This is a genomic window from Streptosporangium heterodermiicola (genome assembly GCF_051390675.1).
GTDB lineage: Bacteria > Actinomycetota > Actinomycetes > Streptosporangiales > Streptosporangiaceae > Streptosporangium.
Map to the genome: position 1 here is coordinate 488,663 of NZ_JBPJSR010000004.1, position 22,127 is coordinate 510,789.

16 protein-coding genes are annotated in these 22,127 nt (G+C 70.7%); 9 read left to right on the plus strand and 7 right to left on the minus strand.

Annotated features, from left to right (window positions below; translation table 11 throughout):
* The first annotated feature begins 69 nt into the window (after positions 1 to 69).
* From ACSC1Q_RS12125 to ACSC1Q_RS12140, 4 genes are all read left to right on the plus strand, one after another.
* Entirely contained in the window at positions 70 to 1,104 is a 1,035-nt protein-coding gene (locus ACSC1Q_RS12125) for a hypothetical protein (RefSeq protein ID WP_436758763.1), read from the plus strand.
* 409 nt (positions 1,105 to 1,513) lie between these two features.
* Positions 1,514 to 2,782 carry a UDP-N-acetylglucosamine 1-carboxyvinyltransferase gene (murA, locus tag ACSC1Q_RS12130; RefSeq protein ID WP_350975573.1) on the plus strand — a complete coding sequence of 423 codons (1,269 nt, stop codon included), beginning with the start codon at positions 1,514 to 1,516 and terminating at the stop codon, positions 2,780 to 2,782.
* A 225-nt stretch (positions 2,783 to 3,007) separates the two neighbouring features.
* The gene (locus tag ACSC1Q_RS12135) at positions 3,008 to 4,297 is read left to right on the plus strand and encodes a GTP cyclohydrolase IIa (protein ID WP_436758764.1); all 1,290 of its coding nucleotides are present in this window, start codon (positions 3,008 to 3,010) and stop codon (positions 4,295 to 4,297) included.
* 455 nt (positions 4,298 to 4,752) lie between these two features.
* Entirely contained in the window at positions 4,753 to 5,700 is a 948-nt protein-coding gene (locus tag ACSC1Q_RS12140) for an EamA family transporter (RefSeq protein ID WP_436758765.1), read from the plus strand.
* A gap of 231 nt (positions 5,701 to 5,931) precedes the next feature.
* Here ACSC1Q_RS12140 and hisC read toward each other — a convergent pair whose 3' ends face one another.
* Entirely contained in the window at positions 5,932 to 6,993 is a 1,062-nt protein-coding gene (hisC, locus tag ACSC1Q_RS12145) for a histidinol-phosphate transaminase (RefSeq protein WP_436758766.1), read from the minus strand.
* 59 nt (positions 6,994 to 7,052) lie between these two features.
* On the opposite strand from hisC, the gene ACSC1Q_RS12150 reads away from it, so the two are divergent.
* Positions 7,053 to 7,724, plus strand: coding sequence for a Uma2 family endonuclease (locus ACSC1Q_RS12150; RefSeq protein WP_436758767.1), 672 nt, complete (start codon positions 7,053 to 7,055; stop codon positions 7,722 to 7,724).
* Positions 7,725 to 7,800: 76 nt separating this feature from the next.
* On the opposite strand, the gene ACSC1Q_RS12155 is transcribed toward ACSC1Q_RS12150, so the two are convergent.
* The 5 genes from ACSC1Q_RS12155 to ACSC1Q_RS12175 form a co-directional block, all read right to left on the minus strand.
* Positions 7,801 to 8,469: an NUDIX hydrolase gene (locus tag ACSC1Q_RS12155; RefSeq protein ID WP_436758768.1), complete on the minus strand. Its 669-nt coding sequence runs from the start codon at positions 8,467 to 8,469 to the stop codon at positions 7,801 to 7,803.
* 19 nt (positions 8,470 to 8,488) lie between these two features.
* On the minus strand, positions 8,489 to 10,333 hold the full coding sequence (locus tag ACSC1Q_RS12160) for a DUF4434 domain-containing protein (protein WP_436758769.1): 1,845 nt from the start codon (positions 10,331 to 10,333) through the stop codon (positions 8,489 to 8,491).
* Positions 10,334 to 10,411: 78 nt separating this feature from the next.
* Positions 10,412 to 11,500 (minus strand): glycosyltransferase, encoded by a 1,089-nt coding sequence (locus tag ACSC1Q_RS12165; protein ID WP_362689755.1) that lies wholly within the window; start codon positions 11,498 to 11,500, stop codon positions 10,412 to 10,414.
* Positions 11,501 to 11,519: 19 nt separating this feature from the next.
* Positions 11,520 to 12,785: a nucleotide sugar dehydrogenase gene (locus ACSC1Q_RS12170; protein ID WP_436758770.1), complete on the minus strand. Its 1,266-nt coding sequence runs from the start codon at positions 12,783 to 12,785 to the stop codon at positions 11,520 to 11,522.
* Positions 12,786 to 12,914: 129 nt separating this feature from the next.
* Complete coding sequence (locus ACSC1Q_RS12175) at positions 12,915 to 15,137, minus strand: glycosyltransferase family 4 protein (protein WP_436758771.1); 2,223 nt, start codon at positions 15,135 to 15,137, stop codon at positions 12,915 to 12,917.
* 164 nt (positions 15,138 to 15,301) lie between these two features.
* Between ACSC1Q_RS12175 and wecB the strand changes: the two genes are divergently transcribed.
* The 4 genes from wecB to ACSC1Q_RS12195 all read left to right on the plus strand — a co-directional run bounded on the left by wecB (position 15,302) and on the right by ACSC1Q_RS12195 (position 21,038).
* On the plus strand, positions 15,302 to 16,471 hold the full coding sequence (gene wecB / locus ACSC1Q_RS12180) for a non-hydrolyzing UDP-N-acetylglucosamine 2-epimerase (RefSeq protein ID WP_436758772.1): 1,170 nt from the start codon (positions 15,302 to 15,304) through the stop codon (positions 16,469 to 16,471).
* 63 nt (positions 16,472 to 16,534) lie between these two features.
* Positions 16,535 to 18,592: a glycosyltransferase family protein gene (locus ACSC1Q_RS12185; RefSeq protein WP_436758773.1), complete on the plus strand. Its 2,058-nt coding sequence runs from the start codon at positions 16,535 to 16,537 to the stop codon at positions 18,590 to 18,592.
* Between the two features lie 560 nt (positions 18,593 to 19,152).
* The gene (locus ACSC1Q_RS12190) at positions 19,153 to 20,433 is read left to right on the plus strand and encodes a DUF418 domain-containing protein (protein ID WP_436758774.1); all 1,281 of its coding nucleotides are present in this window, start codon (positions 19,153 to 19,155) and stop codon (positions 20,431 to 20,433) included.
* A gap of 59 nt (positions 20,434 to 20,492) precedes the next feature.
* A complete protein-coding gene (locus ACSC1Q_RS12195; RefSeq protein WP_436758775.1) occupies positions 20,493 to 21,038 on the plus strand; it encodes an ATP/GTP-binding protein in 546 nt (181 codons plus the stop codon).
* A gap of 20 nt (positions 21,039 to 21,058) precedes the next feature.
* On the opposite strand, the gene ACSC1Q_RS12200 is transcribed toward ACSC1Q_RS12195, so the two are convergent.
* A complete protein-coding gene (locus ACSC1Q_RS12200; RefSeq protein ID WP_436758776.1) occupies positions 21,059 to 21,970 on the minus strand; it encodes an alpha/beta fold hydrolase in 912 nt (303 codons plus the stop codon).
* Between the last annotated feature and the right edge of the window lie 157 nt (positions 21,971 to 22,127).

The following is a 22,127-nucleotide window of genomic DNA, read 5'->3' on the forward strand; positions in this document are numbered from 1 at the left end:
GATCGGCATGTCGCGGTAAGCCTGGGGCAGTCGGTGCCCGCCGTCCCAGGCCGCTCCCCCGGAGGAACGATGTCGCTTGACCCCGCGATGCCCCCCGAGCGGATCGGTGACACCGGCGTGCTGCGCTGGCCGGGCACCTGGCGGGTGTACGTGGCCACCCGGAGCGAGGAGATCAGGGCCGACGCCGAGCGGGCCCTCACGATGCGCGACGAGGCGGGCCAGCTGGTCTCGGTGGGCGAGGGCATCGGCACGCACCTGGCCCGCGCGGAGACGTACGCCCGCAGCAGGCACGGCGTGCGGCGCTGGCTGACCGGCCAGGCCATCGAGGGCGCCTGGTCCAACGTCAACAGCGCGACCGTGATGCTGTACGGCGTGCTGCCGACGGCGGAGCTCTGCGGGCGGGGCCCGGAGGTGGCGGCGATCGGCCGGGCGTACCTGCCGGGCGACGACCCCCGGCTGGTCCATCTCCAGGCCAGGCTGGCGGCGGGAGACCTGGTGGAGAACGACAGGCCGCTGATGCAGTCGGTGCTGCGGGCCGCGTACACCGCGCAGGCGATGGAGACCGGGCGGGTCCGCAGCTTCCGCAACCTGCTGCTCGGCGGGGTGGTGATGCTGACCCTGATCGTGCTGGGCGTGGTGGTCATCGGCGCGATCTGGCCGAACGTCATCCCGATGTGCGGCGACCAGTCGGTGATCCGCACGCAGGGGCTGATGCCCGCCCAGATCTGCCCGACGGGCGGCCTGCAGCCCGGCCACGGCGACGTCCCGCTCGTGGCCCTGATCGGCATGCTGGGCGCGGCGCTGGCCACCGCGGCCTCGCTGTCGACCCGCTCGGAGCTGTCCACCCGCTACTCGCTGGCGGTCGTCCAGAACCTCCTCAAGGCGCCCGCCGGGGTGGCCACCTCGGTGCTCGGGCTGCTGATCCTGAACTCGGGCTTCGTCCCCGGTTTCGCGGGGCTGGGCTCGCAGCCCGCGATCCTGGTCTGGGCGATGGCGTTCGGGTACGGCCAGCAGCTCGTCACCCGCCTCGTGGACCAGCGCGCCGACAGCCTCCTGTCGGCCGCCTCACCACTCACCGCCGCGGGCGGCACGAAGGGCAGGTGACGCCCGCTCGCCGGGGCGGCACGAAGGGCGGACGACGCCCCCTCCGGAACGGCGCGAAGGGCGGGCGGCGGCCGCTCACCTGAGCGGCGCCGAGGGTGGACGGCGCCCGTCCGCCAAGGCGGCGCCCTCATCTTTCGTGGTCGGCGGGCCATGAGATGATCTTCTACGCGTCCCGGCCGCGGGCGGTGCGGGAGACATGGTCGAGGAGGCGCGGGGACACCGGGGAACACGGGCGGACGGGCCCTCGTCGCCCGGCGGCGTGAAGGCCCGTGATTACCGGTCATTCGAGGGGTAGTTCCCCCCTGAAGTGGCCGGTTCAGGGGCATCCAACGGCTACTGTTGGCCGAATAAACTCGGCTGCCGCCCCGCGCCACACGAATCACCCAAACCACTTCAAGGAGCATGACGCATGGTCCGTTACCGCGTGCGCGGTGGCAACCCACTTCGTGGAACCGCCTTCATCCAGGGTGCCAAGAACGCCGTGCTGCCCATGATCGGCGCGGCGCTGCTGGCGTCCAGAGGCCGGACGGTCCTGCGCAACGTCCCCATCATCGAGGACGTCCGGCGCGCGGTCGAGCTGGCCGAGACGGTCGGCGCCACGGTCGAGCTCCACGAGGCGGAGCGCACCCTGGTGATCGACGCCTCGACGCTCAGCAGCCCGGTCCTGCCCGCCGAGATCGCCCGCCGCTTCCGCGGCTCGGTGCTGTTCGTGCCCGCCCTGCTGCACCGCCTCGGTGAGGCGATCATCGAGGGCGTGGGCGGCTGCAACCTGGGCAGCCGCAACCTCGACTTCCACTACCTGGGCTACAAGCGCCTGGGCGCGCTCGTGGACGAGGGCGACTCGGTCATCCACGTCAAGTCGGCGGGCCTCACCGGCGCCACTTTGTACCTGGACACCCCCTCGCACACCGGCACCGAAAACCTGATCATGGCCGCCGCCCTCGGGCGGGGCACCACCGTGATCGAGAACGCGGCGCTGGAGCCCGAGGTCCTCGACGTGATCGACATGCTGACCCGGATGGGCGCGAAGATCAGCGGCGGTGGCACGGGGTTCATCACCGTGGAGGGCGTGGAGGAGCTCCAGGCCGTCGAGCACACCGTGATGCCGGACCGCCTCGACGCGGGCGTGTTCGCCATGGCCGCCGCCGTCACCGGCGGCGAGGTGAACCTGGTCGGCGCCGACCTGGACCACCTCGGCGTGGTCCGCTACAAGCTGGAGCAGATGGGGGTGGAGTTCGCCGACCACGGCGCGGTGCTCCACGTGCGCAGGGACCGCCCGCTGCGCCCGATCAACGTGATCACCGACACCTACCCCGGCTTCGCGACGGACCTGCAGTCGCCCATCATGACGGTCGCCTGTCTCGCCGACGGCGCCAGTTACATTCATGAACGTATCTTCGACGGGCGTTTCGCTCTGGCCTCAGAGCTGAACAAGATGGGCGCCGATATTGAAGTGAAAGAGAACAGCGCTGTCGTTCGCGGTGCCACTCCGCTCACCGGAACGCGGGTGACCGCGCACGATCTGCGTTCGGGAATCGCGCTCGTGCTCGCGGGCCTGGCCGCCGAGGGGGAGACCGTGATCGAATCGGGATATCTCATCGACCGCGGGCACTCTTATCTGGCCGAGCGTATGCAGTCCCTGGGGGCCGATGTGCGCCGAGAGATTTCAGCGTCATAATCAGCAGGTTTGAGACGCTCAAAAACCGCTCTGACCTGTGTAAACGGTGCCAGTCATGGCTTTAACCCGGAAGTGGCTTCCGGAATTGGCCGCAAATCGGGCGTGACATTACGGCCCTCGCGAGCGATCGTTCCAAAAGAGAGCCGAAAACAAACGGACGGCATGATGGGACGAACATTGGTCGAGCGGGCCGAAGAAGCGCCACGAGTGTCACGCCCGGGTGCCATGACACCGGACCTCACTATCGGTGTGGTGGGCCCCCATGACCTCGTCGAACGGGTGATGTTGATGGGGCATGCGGCTGCCCCGTTACCCTGCCGCCTGGTGGCGGCGGCATACCGTGACGAGCAGGAGGCAGCCGACAAGGTCACCCGGCTGGGAGCCGGGGTCGACGCATGTCTGTTCGCCAGCCCGGTCCCCTACGACCTGGCCCGGCGATCGGGGGTGCTGACGATGCCCGCGACGTATGTCCAGCTCGGCGGCGCCGCGCTGATCGCCGCGCTGGCGAGGGCCGCGCTGGACGAGCGGATAGACCCGCGCAGGGTCAGCGTCGACGTCCTGGGCAGAGCAGAGGTCGAGGAGGCCTATAACGATCTGAGCCTTCCCTCAGGGGACGTACAGAGCCGCGACGAACCGGGAGCCACCGGTACGATCGCGGCCTTCCATGAACGCCTCGCCCGCCAGGGCAGCACGAGCGGGGCGCTCACCTGTCTGCCCGCGGTCGCCGACCGCCTCCAGACGGCGGGCGTGCCCGTCGTGAGGATCCGCCCCACCTCCGCCGCGGTGCGCACTGCGCTGCACACGGCGGCCCTGCTGGGCGCGCACCACAGACTGGAGGAGTCGCAGCTCACCGTGGTCCTGGTGGAGGTGCCCACGCTGCGCGAGCCGGTCCGCCGGGCCGCGCCGCGCTACTGGCGCGACGAGCTCCGGCTGTCGCTGCACCGGTTGCTGGTGCAGGAGGCCAACCGGATCAACGCGTCGGTCACCGCGGTCGACGACCACAGCTACATGGTCACCGCGACCCGCGGTTCGGTGGCCGCGGCCACCGAGGGCTTCCGGGTCCTGCCGTTCGCGGCACGGGTCCGCGACGAGCTGGGCCTGGCGGTCGAGGTGGGCGTCGGCATGGGCCGTACCACCCACGACGCCGAGTCGCACGCCAGGGCCGCGCTGGCGCGTACCCAGGCGGGCAAGCAGGCCCAGGGCTTCGCGGTCGACCGCGAGGGCAGGGCGCTGATCCCGGCGCCCAGGATGCCCCCTCAGGGCGCGGGGCCGCTGAAGCCGAAGGGCGTGGAGGTCCTGGCCCGGCTGGCGGCCAAACTGGAGGGTGGGGACACGGTGGTGGACGCGGAGGGCGCGGGCAAGATGCTCGGCGTCACCCCGCGTACGGCACGGCGGTTGCTGCGCACGCTGGTAGACGAGGGACTCGCGTGGCCGCTCCCGCCGAACCGGACGCCGCAGCCCGGCCGCCCCCGGCAGCTGTACCGACTGATCGTGGAGAAGCTCGGCACCCGCTGAGCCCGGCGCCACGGTCCGCACCGACCTGGAGGATTCCGCCGCACCCGGACGGCGGAACCTCCCAGGTCACGGCGCGCCGGTCCCGGTGTGACGTGACCCTCCGGGCCGCGTCCCAGCGGTCGCGGCGTGTTCGTCGCGGGCTGTTCACCACGGCCCGCCCGGCCCGGCGTGTTCACCACGTCTTGTTCATTCCGGCCTGTTTATTTTGGTCTGTTCACCGGACCTGTTCACGGGGTCCGTTCATTCCGGCCCGGTCATTACGCCCGCCCTTACGGACGCCCGCCCTTACGGCTCGCCCGTTCCGGCACGGCGAGGATCCCGGGCCGCGACTCCCCGGGGCGCGCCCCGCCGGATCCGGTGTCGCGGAACCCGTCGGCGCACGGTCCGCCGCCCCGGATCTCAGGGGCCGAAACCCGCGAGCGGATTGTCGGTTTCAGCCGCTATTGTCATGAGCTATGCGTCAAGACAGTACTGACAGCCGCAAGGCGCTCCTCGTCTGGGGCGCGCTGGCGATCGTGTACGTGGTGTGGGGTTCCACCTACCTGGCGATCATGATCACGATCGAGACGATCCCGCCGCTGCTCAGCGGGGCTGTCCGCTTCACCACGGCCGCGCTCGTCCTCGGCCTCGCGGTGTACCTGCTGAGGGGCCGGGACGCCTTCCGGATGACCTGGAGGGAGGCGGGCGGCGCGGCCCTGGTCGGCCTGCTGCTGCTGAACGGCGGCAACGGCATGGTCGCCGTGGCCGAGCAGCACATCTCCAGCGGCCTCGCGGCGCTGCTGGTGGCCTCGACACCGCTCTGGCTGGTCGTCTTCAGGATCCTGTTCAGGGACCGGCCGCGGGCGCTGACGCTCGTCGGGGTGCTCATCGGGTTCGGCGGTGTGGCGGTGCTGTCGCTGGGCGGCGGGAGCAACGCGGCCGACGGCACCGGAGTCGCGATCATCCTGCTGGCGTCGCTGTCGTGGGCGGCCGGTTCGTTCCTGGCGTCCCGCATCCCGATGCCCGCGAACCCGTTCACCGCGAGCGCCGTCGAGATGGCGGCCGGTGGCGTCGGGCTCGCCCTCACCGCCGCCGCGATGGGCGAGCGCCTCGACGTCGCCGCCGTCTCCGCGCGGTCGTGGACCGCGCTGGCCTACCTCATCCTGATCGGGTCGCTGGTCGCCTTCACGGCGTACGTGTGGCTGCTGGGCAACGCGCCGATCTCGCTGATCTCCACCTACGCCTACGTCAACCCGGTCGTGGCGGTCGTGCTGGGCGCCCTCGTGCTGAGCGAGCCGGTCACCGGCTCGATGATCGCGGCCGGCGTGGTGATCGTCATCGGCGTGGCCCTGGTGGTCTCCACCGAACGGCGCAGGAAGCCGGAGCCCGTCCCGGAGACGAAACCGGAGCCCGCGGCGGTGTAGCCCGCGGCCGCGCCGGCCACACGGTTGTACTGCCACATGGTTATACGGCCACACGGCCACACGGCCGCGAGCACCCGGCGCGAAGACGGTCCGGCACGGAGGCGCCGGGGTGCGGGAAGAGCGGTCCGGCACGCGGCCGACCCAGGCGGGACGACCGCCCCAGACAGGACAGCCGACCCAGACGGGACGGCCGGTGCAGGCAGAACGGTCGGCGCAGGCGGGATGCCGGGCTCAGGCGCTCCAGAAGGCCGACGCGGCGGCCAGGAAGGTGTCGTTGGCCTCGGGGTCGCCGATGGAGACGCGGGCGCCCTCCCCGGCGAAGGGCCGCACCGCGACGCCCTCGGTCGCGCACGAACCGGCGAAGTCGAGCGTGCGCTCCCCCAGCCGGAGCCAGACGAAGTTGGCCTCGCTCACCGGCACCTCCCAGCCCTGGGAGACCAGCGCCTCGCGGACCCGGTCGCGCTCCTTGACCACGGCGTCGACCCGCTCCATCAGCTCGTCCTCGGCGGCCAGCGAGGCGATCGCGGCGGCCTGGGCGAGGTGGTTGACCGCGAACGGCACGATCGTCTTGCGGACGGCGGACGCCACCGGCTCGTCGGCGATCAGGTAGCCCACCCGGAGCCCGGCCAGGCCGTACGCCTTGGAGAAGGTCCGCAGCACGGCCACGTTCGGACGGTCGCGGTAGACGGTGAGCCCGTCGGTGACCCCGGCGTCCCTGACGTACTCGCGGTAGGCCTCGTCGAGCACGACGAGCACGCTCTCCGGCACCCGGTCGAGGAAGGCCTCCAGCTCGGCCGCCTGGACGACCGTGCCTGTGGGGTTGTTCGGGTTGCAGACGAAGATCATGCGGGTGTGCGGGGTGATCGCGTCGGCCATCGCCTCCAGGTGGTGCGTCTCCCCCAGCAGCGGGACGCGCACCGAGGTCGCCCCGGCCAGGTCGGCCAGGAGCGGGTACGCCTCGAAGGAGCGCCAGGCGTAGATCACCTCGGCGCCCGGCTCGCTCACGGTCTCGAAGAGCTGCTGGGCCACCGTCACCGAGCCCGCGCCGAGGGCGACGTGCTCGGCCGGGACGCCGTATCTCTCCGCGATCGCCCCGGTCAGCTCCGTGGCCGCCGGGTCGGGATAGCGGTGCATCTGGGTCGCGGCCCTGGCGACCGCCTCGACCACCGAGGGCAGCGGCTCGTAGGGGCATTCGTTCGAGGAGAGCTTGTAGGACCGGCCGTCGGCGGACACCACGGCCTTGCCCGCCCGGTAGGCGGGCATCGTGTCCAGGATCGCGCGGAAACGAGGCATGGCCTTACTTTATGAGCAGCGGGCGGATGAGGCATCCTGTAACACTGGAGGTGAGAGGCATGCCCGACCGGAAGGACGACATGAGCATCGCACCGCTGGCCGAGAGGCCGAGCGCCGAGGCGCCGAACACCGAGGCGGACGAGACGGGGTCGCCCGAGCTGGAGCCGCTGCCCAGTTGGGTGTTTCCCCCCAAAGAGGGCTTCTCGGCCGAGGACCTCGACCGACTTCGAGGGATCCCTCCGCACACGGAACTCATCGATGGCACTCTCGTCTTCGTGAGCCCCCAAACTCGTTTCCACTCACTCATCATGTTTCTCCTGGAGACCACGCTGCGTCGAGCCCTCCCGGCCGGCCTGCGCGTTCGCAGGGAGATGACGGTGACACTAGGCGATCGCCAGCGCCCCGAGCCCGATCTCGTGGTGATCCGGGCCGACGGCGACCTGGGGATGAAGCAGACCACCTACCAACCGGCCGACGTCGTCCTCGCCGTCGAGCTCGTCTCCGCCGAGTCGGAGATCCGCGACCGGGAGCGCAAGCCCGTCCTGTACGCCCAGGCGGGCATCGACCACTTCTGGCGGATCGAGGAGAAGGACGACCGCCCGGTCGTCTACGTCTACGAGCTGGACCCGGCCACCAAGGCCTACGCGCTCATGGGGATCCACCACGACCGGCTGAAGCTCAGCGTCCCGTTCGACGTCGACGTCGACCTGACGGAGATCGACGACCTCTGAGACGACCGCTGAGACGACCTCTGAGACGACCGCTGATCGGCGACGAGGCCCCACGGCTCACAACGACGGGCCCCGGTCACTCCTTCAGGGAGCGGAGCATCGGGGGGTGCAGTGCCACGGCGGGGCCTCGGCGGTAGAGCTTGGCGGGGCGGCCGCCGTCGCGGGTGGTGGTGCCGCCGGTGGGCACCAGGAAGCCCTCGGCCTTGGTGACCTTCCGGTGGAAGTTGCGCGGGTCGAGGGCGCGGCCCCAGACGATCTCGTAGACCCGGCGCAGCTCGGCGACGGTGAACTCCGGGTGGCAGAAGGCCGCGCCGAGCGGGGTGTACTCCAGCTTGGCGCGGGCCCGCTCGATCCCGTCGACCATGATGCGCCGGTGGTCGAAGGCCATCTCACACAGCAGCGCGGTGACCGGTTGCCAGCTCATGTGCACCTCGGTGGAGGTCGGCAGGTGCGGGGCGAGCCCGAGGTAGGCCACGCTCAGTACGCGCTGGCGCGGGTCGCGGTCGGGGTAGCCGTAGGTCTGGAGCTGCTCCAGGTGCACGGGGGCGCCCGGCAGGCCCGCCCGTTCCGCGAGGACCCGGGCCGCGGCGGCGGGCAGGTCCTCGTCGAGCTGGATGAACCCGCCTGACAGGGCCCAGCGTCCCTCGTACGGCGGATTGTCGCGCCGCCAGACGAGCGCGCTCAGCACCTGGCGGCGCACCGTGAGGACGACAAGGTCCACGCTGACGGGAATGCGCGGCACCATGGCAGGCACGTTACACCGGTCAGACCCGCACGCGGACGTGCAGCGGCTCGGTGGCGGCGCGTCCGTCGGCCGCCGCGACCGAGACCTGGACCCAGGTGTCGTCCGGCACCCTGGACCAGTCGAACGGGATCCACGCCGTGCTCATCCGCACCGGCAGGTCGGGCGGCGGCTCGGTCAGGTTCACCCCGGCCACGTCGACGACGTGGGGCTCCTCCTGGCCCTTCCAGGTGAGCGTGACCTTGGAGCCCATCGGGATGTTGTAGCCGCGGATCTCCACGCCGTCCTGGATGTCGCGCTGCATGCGGATCGCGTCGGCCGCGATGGGCCGGTTGTAGTCGCGGGCGATCTCCTCGGCGAGGGACGGGGAGCCGCAGGTGTAGAAGTCGCTCCACATGTAGGAGACGATCTTGGAGACGTAGCGGCCGACCTGCGCCACGGCCGTGTCGAGCCGCTCCTTGTCGGTGCGTCCCCGGTCGGAACCCGCGGCGCACCGCTCCTCGCCGTCCGGCTCGAAGGCCTCGACGTTGGCCCAGAGCTGCACGTCGAAGCCCTGCTCGACCATCCTGGTCCTGGCCAGGGACATCTCGCGGTAGTAGTCGCGGGTCGAGCCGTGGTACGCGTCGCCGTTGGTCTTCTCGTCGACGACCGGGCGCAGCCGCTCGTCGACCTCGTCCTCGCGCTGGTCGGGCCAGAACAGCCCGACCTTGCCCGTACCCCGGCTGTCCTGCGGGGCGATGATCCCGACACCGGTCCTGGCGAGGGCCTCGAAGCCCTTGGCGACCTGCTTGGGGGTGGCGCTGAACGGGCGCTCCTTGCGGGCGTCGAGGTAGGGGCTGACGAGGACGGGCCTGCCGGGCATCTCCTGCTCGACGATCTCGTGCTGCGAGGCGTAGACCCTGAGCGTCGGATGGTCGTCGCCTGCGTCACCGATGTACTTCATCTCGCGCATCTGCAGCTCGAACGGCTGGTAGAAACCGCCCAGCGACTCGCGGTCCTGGAAGCGCGCCCCGTAGTCCTGCATGATCCGCCGGGTGAGCGTGGTGAGCGTGTCCGTGCCCTGCTTGGCGGCACGGGTCTTCTGCGCCGGGTCGCGCGGGGCGAGCGGCAGCGCGGGGTAGACCTTCACCCCGAACCGGTCGCCGAGGTCGAGCAGCTCGGTGAGGCTGTCCTCGTGCGCGGCCGCGACCAGGATGACGTGGTAGCCGCGTCCCTTCGCCCGGATGTTCGAGCAGCTCGGGTCGTCGGAGCCGTCGTCGGGGGAGACGATCCGGTAGAAGACGGTCTTCTCCGTGACGATCTTCCGCTCGAACTCGGGGCAGCGGAACAGGTCGGGGCCGAACGCCTCGTCGGTCCGGTAGACGAACGTCCAGCTCACCCGGTTGCCGGAGTTGGCGGCCTTGAGGTCGTTCTCCGCCGCCAGCGCGCACGGCACCCCGTCCTCCTCGCACGGCTCGTAGCGGGCGTCGACGTTCTTCTCGCCGTCGAGGATCCGGCCGTCGTCGTCGAGACTGCGCGCCTGCAGGCCCCAGCCGATCCGGATCACCGTGTCGCCGCCCACCTCGTGGATGGCGCCGAACTGCCGGCGCCAGGTGCAGTGGTCGGCGGTCGGGATGAGCCAGTAGCCGGTGATGGCGTACGGCCAGCGCATCGTCGTGTCGAACGTTCCACACGGGTCGGTGAACTCGGCCACCTCCGGCACCGGGACCGAGGGGGACGCGGAGGGCGAGGGGGAGGAGGGCGAGGGCGACGCCGCGAGCGGCGAGCTCCCCGCCGTCGGGGAGCCGTTCCCGGCGGGAGTGGTCACCACGAACGCCGCCACCCCTGCGAGGATCGCCACGCCCAGGAAAGCGATGAGCCAGCGCACGTTCAGGACACTACCGTTCTTGTGATCAGGCAGACATAAGGAGCCGGGCGGGCACCGCGGTCCCCGCCGTACCGTAGATCAGCTCTTGACGCCCGCCCACGCCTCCAGCTGGGAGACGAAACGGCGGGCCGAGTTGGGCCAGTGGTGGTTCGCACGAGCCGCCGCATACCCTCGGGCGCCCCGGCCATACCGCTCCCTGGCGTCGTCTCGCAGGAAGAGCACCGCCTGGGCCACGGCCTTGGGATCCTGCCAGGGCACGACGATGCCGCTGTCGTAGCGTTCGACCAGCTCCACCGCGCGGGGCGAGGGAGTGGTGATCACCGGGATGCCGTGCGCCATGTACTCCACGATCTTCGTGGGCATGGAGTGCCGGTAGTTGGGCTCGTCGTGCAGCAGGGAGAGCCCCGCGAGCGCGCCGTCGAGCCGCTTGAGCGCCTCGTCGTTCGGCATGAAGTCGCGCCACTCCAGCACGCCCTCCGCGACCGCCTCGTTCAGCGTCGGCCGCGACTGCGGGTCGGCGTAGCCGATCAGCTCGACCGCCACCCGGTACGGCTGGAGCAGCCGGGCCACCTCGATGGCCTCGCGCACCCCGCGCGCCCCCGACAGCCAGCCGAGGTAGACGACGCGGTCGTCACCCGGCGGGGTCACCTCGTCGGGCACCCAGGTCTCGTTGGGCACCACCAGGTGGGCCTGGCGGAACCGTCCGGCGTAGGCGGTCTCGGCGAGCAGCAGGTGCAAATGCCGTTCGGCCGTGCCTTCGAGCAGGCGGGCCAGGAACCGCACCGGCGGGCGCAGGAACGCGGGCAGCCAGGGCTTCAGCGACAGCGTCGCCGGGGTGTCCTCGTGGACGTCCCAGACGACCGGGGGCCGCTTGCGCATGCCCACCACCGCGAGCAGCAGCTCCGGGTCGTGGATGACCACCAGGTCGACCTGGCCGCGCATGCGCTTGAACACCTTGCGCGCGGCGCGCACGGCGGCGAACCGCTTGCGCTCCGCGGCGCGGGGGAGGTCGACGCCGTTGACCCAGGAGCGGGCCATCACGCCCCGCGCCGTGTACGGGGCCGCGTACGTGACCTCATGACCGGCGTCCACGAGCGCGCGGATCTGCCGGTGCAGGATCCGGGCGTCCTCGGGGTGATGCACCACCGTCATGACGAGCACGTGCACTGCGCGCAGCCCTCCGTCGCTAGAGCCGCTCGACGCGTTCACCCTCGGCGAGCACGCCTCGGGTGTCGAGCACGAGCTTGCCTTGGTCCTCGACGACCGACAGGTCGAAGGCGGCGTGCTGCTGCAGCAGCAGCGTCACGTCGGCTTCGGCCACTGCCTTGGCGAGGTCTTCCTCACGTGGCACCTCGACGTCGTCGACGCGCCACTCCTTGACGTACGGGTCGGCGAAGACGAGCTCCGCGCCCAGTTCCAGCAGCGCCCGCGCGACCGGCAGGGCCGGTGTCTCGCGCTCGTCGGCGATGTCGGGCTTGTACGTGACACCGAGCAGCAGGACCCTGGAGCCGTTCACGGGCTTCCGCTGCCGGTTGAGCAGGCGCTGCACGCGGGCGACCACGTACGACGGCATCCGCTCGTTGATCTCCTGGGCCAGCTCGACGAAGCGGAACGGGTAGCCCAGCTTGCGCACCGTGTAGGAGAGGTAGGACGGGTCGACGGGGATGCAGTGCCCGCCGACGCCCGGCCCGGGAAGGAACTTCTGGAACCCGAACGGCTTGGTGGCCGCGGCCTCGATCGACTCCCACAGGTCGACACCGAGCTCGTCGCAGAAGATCGCCATCTCGTTGACGAGGGCGATGTTGACGTGGCGGTAGGTGTTCTCCAGGAGCTTGGCCATCTCGGCCTCGCGGGTGCCGCTGACCGGCACGACCTGCTCGATGAACTGGGAGTAGAACCCGACCGCGCGGTCCTTGCAGGCCGGGGTGTAGCCGCCGACGACCTTCGGGGTGTTGCGCAGGCCGTACTTGGGGTTGCCCGGGTCGATGCGCTCGGGCGAGAAGGCGAGGTGGAAGTCGGTGCCCGCGGTGAGGCCCGAGCCCTTCTCCAGGATGGGGCGGGCGACCTCGTCGGTGGTGCCGGGCCAGGTGGTGGACTCCAGGACCACCAGCGATCCGGCCCGCAGGTTGCGGGCGACGGTGCCGGTGGCACCCTCGACCGCCGACAGGTCGGGGCGGTGGTCCTCGTCCAGCGGGGTCGGCACGCAGATGACGATGGTCCGGCTGTCGGCCAGGACCGATTCGTCCAGCGTGGCGGTGAAGCCCCCCGCCAGCATGTGCTCAAGGTCGGCGTCGGTCAGGTCGTCGATGTAGGACGAGCCCGCGTTGAGGGCCTCGACCTTCGCGGCGTCGACCTCGAAGCCGACGACCCGCAGACCAGCGGCCGTGGCCTCCTTGGCCAGGGGCATGCCGACGTAGCCCAGACCGATGATGGCCAGGTCGTAGGCAGTCACTGGATGACCTTGGAACGCCGGAAACAACACTTCATGGTCGCAAAGGCTATCTCAAGTCCGAACGAGCTACGCCTAATGCGATTGAACGCATCGCAAACGGCTGGTCTCCCTGTTACCAACACGAGACCATCAACCAGCAATCGATCGGTAAATATCACGGTAAGTCTCCGCGATGCGGCTCCACGTACGCTTCGCCGCCACCTCGGCCCGTCCGGCCTCACCCATCTCGGCCCTTCGCCCCGGATCGTCACGCAGCCCGGCGATCGCCTTGGCGAGCGCCTCGGGGTCTCCCGCGGGCACCAGAAGCCCGGCTCCCTCGGAGCCCACGAGCTCGGAGAGGGCGGGCAGGTCGCTCAGCACGACCGGCTTGCCGAGGGCCATCGCCTCGACGGGTTTCAATGGGGTAACGAGTCGGCATACGCGCAGGTCCTCGCGGGGGCAGACGAAGATGTCGATCGCCGCCTGCGCCTGCAGGGCCTCGTCGGGACCGACCCGGCCCGGCAGGATCGCGATATCGCCCAGCCCCAGCTCCTCGACCTGTTCGAGCAGCGCCGCCCGCTCCACGCCGTCGCCGACGAGCAGCACCCTGACCGGCGCGCCCTCGTCCCGCAGCAGCGCGGCCGCGTTGATCATGGTGGCGAAGCCCTCGTAGGCCACGATGCTCGACACCGAGCCCATCACGATCTCGCCGGGCTCGATGCCGTACGCGGCGCGGAAGGCCGCGCCGTCGTACTCGGCGCTGAGCAGCGCGTCGTCCACCGCGTTCGGCGCGAGATAGATCTTCTCCCTCGGCACCCCGCGTTCGACGATCTCGACGGCCATGGTCTCCGCGAGGGTGACCACGGCGTCGGCGGAACGCATGATGAACGCCTCGCGGTCGCGCTGGAGTACGTGCCGCTGGCTGCCGATGCGCTTGGGGTCGCGGGAGGCCCAGGTCTCCTCCAGGAAGCCCCGCACCTCGTAGACCATCGGCGTGCCGGTGCGCTCGCGCACCGCCAGCGCCACCGAACCGTTGCGGTGGTCCGTCGCGGCGTGCAGCACCTGCGGCCGCAGGGTCCTGACCAGCTCGGTCACCTCACCGGCGCCGCGGATCATCCGCCCCTGGCTCTCGAACGGCACCTCGCCGCTCGGGATCAGCCGGTGGTAGGGGATCCCGTCGATCTCCTCGTACGGCGTCGCGTCGGCGTGCCCCTGCATCATCGGCCAGCCCCAGCTGGTCACGACGTGCGGGTCGAGCCCGGCGGCCTTCTGCGAGGTGACGATGCGGTGCGTGCGGACGGTGTACCCGGCCTGCGTGTACGGCAGCGCGTTGGTCACGCAGTGCAGCACCCGGCCGGGGAACCGCTCGCCCACGATCACCTTCGCCTTGGGCGGGATCGGGTTCGGCTGGATCGCGGCCAGCTCTCCCGCGTAGTAGGCGGCCCGGCGTCTGATGAAGGGATAGCGCGTGTGGGCCTGCAGCACCGCGGCGGCCTCGCTCATCCGGCCGGAGTCGAAGTGCTCCTTCGCCTCGCTCCACGGGCCCTTCACCAGGCGCATGCCGAGCTTGCGTACGACGATCTTGGCGCGGCGCGCGACGGGCCAGGCGAACCGGCCCACGACGGGTCGGACACTCGGCGGGAGCGTCTCGGCCGCCGCCTGCGCCACGCGCAACGGGTCGGACTTCACCTTGGTCGCCACGACCCGGGAGACGATGACCGGGTGCTGGACGAATCCCTTGATCAGCCCGCGCAGTCCCGCTCTGGCCGACTTCGCCGCCACCGGGGTCGCCGGGGGCGTTGTGGAGCCCGGGGAGCCCGGGGAGCCCGGGGGCGTCGGGGGGGCCGAGGGCGCCGGGAGTGACGCGGGGACCTTCTCCTCGTCCTCGTCCGAGGGCCTCGCCGGGACCGTGGGCATGTCGGAGACCGGGACCGTGTCCGGGGCCGGTGTCGCGTCCGTGTCACGGTTGACGGTGAGGTCCGGGTCACGGTTGACGGTGAGGTCCGGGTCACAGTCGACGACGAGGTCCGGGTCGCGGGTCGCGGTGGTGTCCGAGGTCGTGTCCGCGAGGGGAGGCGTCTCCGCGCTCGGCGGGGGCGGCGGCTCCGTGGGCGTGTCCACGGCGGGATCCGCCACGACCGGCGTCGTCTCCTGGACGGCTTCCCCGTCTTGGACGGCTTCCCCGACGGAGGGTGTCTCCGGCGCGGAGGGTTTCCTGTCGGAACCCTCCGGACCCGGGGGCGTCACCGGCTCCGCGGAGGCGGGAGCGGGGGCCTCGGTCGCTGGAGGGGTCACCGAAGCGGAGGGCTCGGCGCGGGTCTCCTCGGCGGCCGGGGTCTCGACGGCCGGGGTCTCGACGGCTGGAGGCGTCACCGGAAGGGAGGGTGTCGCCGGACCCGAGGATGTCGCCGGACCCGGGGGCTTCGCCGGAACCTTCGCTGGAACCGAGGGGGAGTCTGGCCTGTTGGCATCGGATACCACGCCGTGACCGTACCATAGGCAACGTTTGCCCCACTGCCGCATGAAAGGCGAGGTCAATGAGGGACTTTGCCCGTCCGGGCGCTGCTCAGGGCCCCGATAATCCCCTCGTCCTGCACGTGCTCGGCGCGCGCCCCAACTTCGTGAAGGCCGCGCCCGTGGTGCGCGCCCTCGGCGAGCTCGGGGTGCGGCAGGGCATCGTCCACACCGGTCAGCACTACGACGCGCTCATGTCGGACGTGTTCTTCGCCGACCTCGGTCTCCCCGACCCCATCGCCAACCTCGGCGTCGGTTCCGGCTCGCACGCCCGCCAGACGGCGGCCCTGCTCGTCGGCCTGGAGGACGTGGTGCTCGAACACCGTCCTGCCCTGGTCGTCGTCTACGGCGACGTGAACTCGACGCTGGCCGCGATCCTCGTCTGCGCCAAGCTCAACGTGCCGACCGCGCACGTGGAGGCGGGCCTGCGTTCCTTCGACCGGGAGATGCCCGAGGAGGTCAACCGGATCGTCACCGACGGCCTGTCCGACATCCTCTTCGCCACCTCGCCGGACGCGCTCTCCCACCTGGCCGCCGAGGGCATCGACCCGGCCCGGGTGCACCTCGTCGGCAACCCGATGATCGACAGCCTGTTCTCCGCGCTCGACCACCTCGACCCCGCGCCGGTGCGCTCCCGGCTCGGCCTTCCCGAGCGGTACGCGGTGGCCACCCTGCACCGTCCCGGCAACGTCGACGACCCGGCCTCCGCCAAGGAGCTGGTCGACGCCGTACTGTCGGTGAGCGAGCGCCTCCCGGTCGTGGTGCCGCTGCACCCGCGCGGCCGGACCCGTCTGGCGGAGGCCGGACTGGTGAACGGGGAGAACCTCTTCATCATCGACCCGCTGGGCTACGTGGAGTTCCTGTCACTCGTGCGGGGCGCGACGCTGGTCGTCACCGACTCCGGCGGCGTGCAGGAGGAGACGACCATGCTGGGTGTCCCGTGCCTCACGGTTCGGCCCAACACCGAGCGGCCGATCACCATCACGCACGGCACCAACCGGCTCGTCACCCCCGCGCGGCTGGCCGCCGCCGCCGACCGGGCGCTGGCGGACGGCGCGGCGACGCCGTCGGGCGAGCTGCCCCCGCTCTGGGACGGGAAGGCCGGTCCCCGGATCGCCCGGGTGATCGAGAACTGGCTGCGCGGCGGCAACCTCTCACCGGCCGGCCAATCCGTATCGCCCAAATCCCTTTAAAACGACTTTTTCGGTACGGCTATGGTCGTACGCTGGCACGACCCCTGACAAAGGCGATTCCCCATGAGCGATGAGACCCCAGAAGAGCCGAAGTTCCAGCGTCTCGGGCCGATCAACTGGCTGCCCGAGGAGCGCAAGGTCGTCGAACGCCTTGAGGAGCGCGTCCAGGATCTGGAGCGGCGGCTCGCCATCGCCGAGGCGCGGGCCGACTACGCGCAGTGGAAGCTGGAGTCGACCAAGGTGCAGCGCCCCTACCGGGTGGCCGAGGCACTGACGGCGGCCAAGGGTCCCGGGGTCACCGCGCTGCCGGGCAGGTTGCGCTCCGCCATGCAGGCCCGCAAGGGGCCCAAGCCGCCCCGCCCGGTGGCCGAGGTGGTCGAGGAGCTCAAGCAGCAGGGGCCGGTGGTCGACGTGCCGCAGGTCAAGTGGCCCGCCGGTCCGATCGTCCGCCCGGATATGAAGGTCGCGGTCATCCTGGACGACTTCTCCCGGATGGCGTTCAAGTACGAGTGGGACCAGATCGAGTTCGGGCTCCGCGACTGGCCGCAGATCTTCGCCGAGCGCCGTCCCGAGATGCTGTTCGTGGAGTCGGCCTGGCACGGCAACCAGGGCCGCTGGCGCTACCAGATGACCGGCACGAAGGCTCCCAAGCCCGAGCTGCTCGCCCTGATCGACTGGTGCCGCGCCGAGGGGATCCCCACGGTCTTCTGGAACAAGGAGGACCCGCCGAACTTCGACTTCTTCATCGACACGGCCAAGCTGTTCGACTACGTCTTCACCTGTGACGGCGACATGGTCCCCCGCTACCGCGAGGTGCTGGGCCACGACCGGGTCGACGTACTGCAGTTCGCCGCGCAGCCCCGGGTGCACAACCCCGTCCAGGACAAGCGCGGGCGCGTGAACGACGTGGTCTTCGCGGGCATGTACTTCCGGGACAAGCACCCCGAGCGCCGCGAGCAGATGGAAACGGTCATCGCCCCGATCCGCGAGCTCGGGCTGCACATCTTCGCCCGCAACGGCACCGTGGACCCCAAGTACGCCTGGCCGAAGGAGTACGTCCCGCACATCGTGGGCGAGCTCCCGTACGACCGGATGCTGGCCGCGTACAAGATGTACAAGGTCTTCCTCAACGTGAACTCGGTGCTCGACTCGCCGACCATGTGCGCGCGCCGCGTCTTCGAGCTGTCGGCCTGCTCGACGTCGATGGTCTCCGGCTGGTCCCGGGCCATCGAGGAGACCTTCGGGTCGCTGATCCCGATCGCCCGTGACGAGCTGGAGTCGTACAACCAGGTCCTGCACCTGATCAACAGCCCCGAGCTGCGCGCCCGCCAGGGGCACCTGGCCATGCGCGAGGTCTTCGACAAGCACCTGTTCTCGCACCGCGTGGACCAGATCCTCGGGATCCTCGGCAAGCCGGTGCAGAAGCGGACCCGGTCGATCTCCGTGGTCCTGCCCACCAACCGCGCCTCCCAGATCGAGCACGCGATCTCCTCGGTGGCCCGGCAGATCCACCGGCCCGTCCAGCTCGTCATGGTCCTGCACGGCCTCGACATCGACCCCGTCGTCGTCGCCGACAAGGCCCGGATGGCCGGGATCACCGACGTGGTCGTCCTGCCCGCCGACGAGTCGCTGTCGCTGGGCGCCTGCCTCAACATGGGCATCGCCGCGGCCGAGGGCGAGCTGATCGCCAAGATGGACGACGACAACCTGTACGGCGAGCACTACCTGTCGGACCTGGCCCGCTCCTTCGACTACACCGACGCCGAGCTGGTCGGCAAGGGCGCCCACTACGCCTACTTCGAGGGCAGCAACACCACGATGCTGCGCCTGCCCGGCCTGGAGCACCGCTACGCGTTCCTCGTCCAGGGCGGCACCTTCCTCGGCAAGGCCGACATGTTCCGCCACTACGGCTTCGAGGACATCACGCGCGGCGAGGACACCCGCCTGGTCCGCCGCCTCAAGGAAGACCGCGTCAAGATCTACTCCGCCGACCGCTTCAACTTCGTCTACTGGCGCAGCGGCGACAAGTCCATGCACACCTGGCAGGCCGACGACATCAAGCTCACCCGCAACGCCCAGTTCTCCTTCGCCGGGCACCCGGAAGCGCACGTCATGATCTGATCGGTGGAGCGGTTCCCTTTCGGCAGGGCGGTTCCCGAAGCGGGGTTTTCCCCTGCCGTCCGGTTGCTCTGCCCGTATTCGTTGGTCGCCTGGCCGGGCGGGTTCGCGCTCCGGTGGGTGGGTGCGGGAAGGAGCGCATGGGCGCTCGCCGCGACTCATTCACCGCGACTCGCTCGCCGCGACTCGCTCACCGTACGAGGCCGGCGGCCGTTTCGTGGCGATGGGTCATCGACGGATCACCTTTGGTTCTCGCCGGCGGGGCCACCCGTGAGTCGTCCACTCTGCGAATCAGGTCTCCTCCTACCGCCTGTCGTCGTATCGTGACTTTACGTGATCGAACAATCGCCGATGCCCTGGTGCTCGCTCGCCGGAACAGCCCGGCCGCTACGGCTTCCGCCTCGACCGAGGCGTGGAGGCACCCCGAAACGCGGTGATCCGCTCTCCCTCGCCGTCTCCGGTTACCCGGTCGACCCCGCCGCGTTCCCTGGCCTCGCCCCCGGAGCCGGTGGGTGAGACGACCTCGCTCGGTCACGACAGCACGACAGGAGACCCGCTTCCCCATGGCGACTACCAGCGCCCCGATCCGCGGCCCGGTTCAGGTCGGCGAGCGTGTGCTCGCGCCCGATCTCGCCCGTGGCTTCATGCTGCTGCTCATCGCCGTGGCGAACACCCCCTGGTATCTGTGGGGGCGGGAGCTCAGGGCCACCACGATCCATCCGCCCGGAGGCTCGACGCTGGACCGGATCGTCCAGGTGGCCGCCATCGTCGGGGTGGACTGCCGGGTCTACCCGATGTTCGCGTTCCTGTTCGGCTACGGCATGGTGCAGCTCCTGTCGCGCCAGCGGGCCGCCGGGCACCCGGAACCGGCCGTGCGGGCGCTGCTGCGCCGTCGCGGCCTGTGGCTGCTCGTGTTCGGGTTCGCGCACGCGGCGCTGCTGTGGCAGGGGGACATTCTCGGCGCGTACGGCCTGGCCGGGCTTCTCCTCGCCGGGCTGTTCCTGCGCCGGAAGGACCGCACGCTGCTCGTCTGGGCCGCGATCGGCATGGGCGTCCTCACCCTGGCGACCCTGCTCAGCGCCGTGGGGGCCTGCTTCGCCACGGACGCGTCCCCTGAGATCGCCGGCTACCTGCCCATCGGGGCGGCGAGCGTCGCCGAGAGCGATCCGTTCGCCGCGGCGTTGGGACGTCTGGCCTTCTGGCCGATGGTCGTGGTCGGCCAGGGCCTGCTGGGGCTCGTTCTGCCCGTCGCGATCGTCCTCGGTTTCTGGGCGGCCCGACGGCGGATCCTGGAGCGGCCGGGCGAGCACCTGCCGCTGCTGCGCCGCGTCGCCGTCGTGGGCATCGCCATCGGCTGGCTGGGCGGGCTGCCGCACGCGGCGGCGGTCATGGGGGTGCTGAGGATCCCCGAGGAGTCGATGTTCGTCTTCGAGGTGTCCCAGTCGGCCACCGGCCTGCCCGCCGGGCTGGGCTACGCGGCGGTGTTCGGACTGGTCGGGCACCGGCTCGGACGTCGGCGACGGCCCGGCCTGGCGGTCACGGCGGTGGCCGCGGCGGGCAGGCGATCGCTGTCGGCCTACCTCGCCCAGTCGCTGCTCTGCGCCCCGGTGCTGGCCGCGTGGGGCCTCGGGGTCGGAGCCCACCTGCACAGCGCCTCCGTGGCCTGCTACGCGATCGGCGTCTGGCTGATCACCGTGGCCGCGGCCTACGGCCTGGAGCGCCGTGGCGGCCGAGGGCCCGCCGAGGTGCTCCTGCGCAGGCTGACGTACCGGACGCGGCATACTCCGGACAGCCCGACCGGCTCACGCGCTGACGGCGTTCAAGAAGGTCGCCCGCGGCACTGACCACTCGGATCCTCTCGCCGTACGTACCTCGAACCGTGAATGACGAGACGGAAGAAACAGTGAAGCGATACATCCTCACGGGCACCCCCGGTGCCGGGAAGACGTCGATCCTCCGGGTTCTGGGGACTCAGGGGTACGGCGTCGTCGACGAGGCGGCGACCGCGGTCATCGCGCTGGGGCAGGCGCGGGGAGAGGCCGAGCCGTGGTCCCGGCCGTCCTTCGTCGACGACATCGTCGCCCTGCAGCGACAGCGGCAGACACGGACGTCCGGCGCCGCGAACATCCAGGTCTACGACCGCTCGCCGATCTGCACCCATGCGCTCAGCACCTATCTGGAACGCCCGGTCCCCGCGTCGCTGTCCGCCGAGATCGACCGGATCACACGCGGCGGGATTTACGAGCGTCAGGTGTTCTTCGTGCGCAATCTCGGGTTCTGCGAGCCCACCGCCGCCCGGCGGATAAGTTTCGAGGACTCGCTGGAGTTCGAGCGTGTGCACGAGGAGAGCTATCGCGCGTTCGGCTACGAGCTCGTCGACATCCCGGCCGGGAACCTGACCGATCGGGTGGCCATGATCAGGGAATCGATCTCACGACTCACCGCGTGAGACCCGTGCGCTCCCCCCTCTCAGCTCAGGGACGCGAGCCAGCCGGTCAGGATCTCGTTGACCTCGTGGGCGCGTTCCTGCTGGATCCAGTGGCCGCAGCCGTCGAGGAGGTGGGAGGAGGCGAGTCCGGGCAGGGTGACGGGGTAGGCGTCGATCGCGTCGGTCAGCCAGGTGGTGGAGGCGTCCAGGGCGCCGCCGACGAACACCGACGGCTGAAGGATGGGGGCCCCGTCCCAGGGAGCGAGGTCCTCCCAGTCCCGGTCCATGTTCCGATAGCGGTTGAGTGCCGCGCTCATGCCGGTGCGTTCGAACTCTCCGGCGTAGACGTCCAGGTCGTCCCGCGTGAGCCAGAACGGTAGCGGACCGGTGGGGAACCGCTCGCGGAGCGTGCCGCCGCGGGTGGCGAAATGGGGGTCGGGCATCCCGGGGGCGGGCATGGTGTCGCCGGAGAGCGCGGCGTAGAACCCGGCCAGCCAGCCGCGGACGTCCGGTTCGATCTCGGCCTCGGCCCGGCCGGGCTTCTGGAAGTAACTGACGTAGAACTCTTCCTCCCCGCCCATCCGGGCGAAGACCTCACTGGGCCGGGGCCCGCCCCGAGGCGCGTAGGGAACGCTCAGCAGCCCGACCGCGGTGAACACCTCCGGCCGGACCAGGGCGCTGTTGGCGGCGATGCTCGAACCCCAGTCGTGACCGATGATGGTCGCGGTCTCCTCGCCGAGGGCGCGCACCACCGCGACGTTGTCCTCGACCAGTTCCAGCATCCGGTAGGCCGTCACCCCGTCCGGCTTGGACGAACGGCCGTATCCGCGCACGTCCACGGCGACCGCCCGGTATCCGGCCGCGGCCAGTGCCGCCAGCTGGTGGCGCCAGGAGTACCACGACTCGGGAAACCCGTGCACCAGCAGCACCAGCGGCCCGGTGCCCCGCTCCACCAGATGGGTCCGGCCCGCCGGGGAAGGAACCAGACGGCGCGTTTCCCCGTCCTGAACAGCTTGAACTTCCCGTGACATGAGTCCCCCCGAATCGAAGCGCTCCTCCGACGCACCTCCTCATCGTGGGGTGGTGGCCCGGAAGTCCGCGAATCCTGTT

Excerpts from the sequence above, each read along its gene's own strand:
- murA (WP_350975573.1), top strand. The coding sequence starts at position 1,514 with ATGGTCCGTTACCGCGTGCGCGGTGGCAACCCACTTCGTGGAACCGCC.
- wecB (WP_436758772.1), top strand. The coding sequence starts at position 15,302 with ATGAGGGACTTTGCCCGTCCGGGCGCTGCTCAGGGCCCCGATAATCCC.
- ACSC1Q_RS12185 (WP_436758773.1), top strand. The coding sequence starts at position 16,535 with ATGAGCGATGAGACCCCAGAAGAGCCGAAGTTCCAGCGTCTCGGGCCG.
- hisC (WP_436758766.1), bottom strand. The coding sequence starts at position 6,993 with ATGCCTCGTTTCCGCGCGATCCTGGACACGATGCCCGCCTACCGGGCG.
- ACSC1Q_RS12125 (WP_436758763.1), top strand. The coding sequence starts at position 70 with ATGTCGCTTGACCCCGCGATGCCCCCCGAGCGGATCGGTGACACCGGC.
- ACSC1Q_RS12135 (WP_436758764.1), top strand. The coding sequence starts at position 3,008 with ATGACACCGGACCTCACTATCGGTGTGGTGGGCCCCCATGACCTCGTC.
- ACSC1Q_RS12150 (WP_436758767.1), top strand. The coding sequence starts at position 7,053 with ATGCCCGACCGGAAGGACGACATGAGCATCGCACCGCTGGCCGAGAGG.
- ACSC1Q_RS12155 (WP_436758768.1), bottom strand. The coding sequence starts at position 8,469 with ATGGTGCCGCGCATTCCCGTCAGCGTGGACCTTGTCGTCCTCACGGTG.
- ACSC1Q_RS12140 (WP_436758765.1), top strand. The coding sequence starts at position 4,753 with ATGCGTCAAGACAGTACTGACAGCCGCAAGGCGCTCCTCGTCTGGGGC.
- ACSC1Q_RS12190 (WP_436758774.1), top strand. The coding sequence starts at position 19,153 with ATGGCGACTACCAGCGCCCCGATCCGCGGCCCGGTTCAGGTCGGCGAG.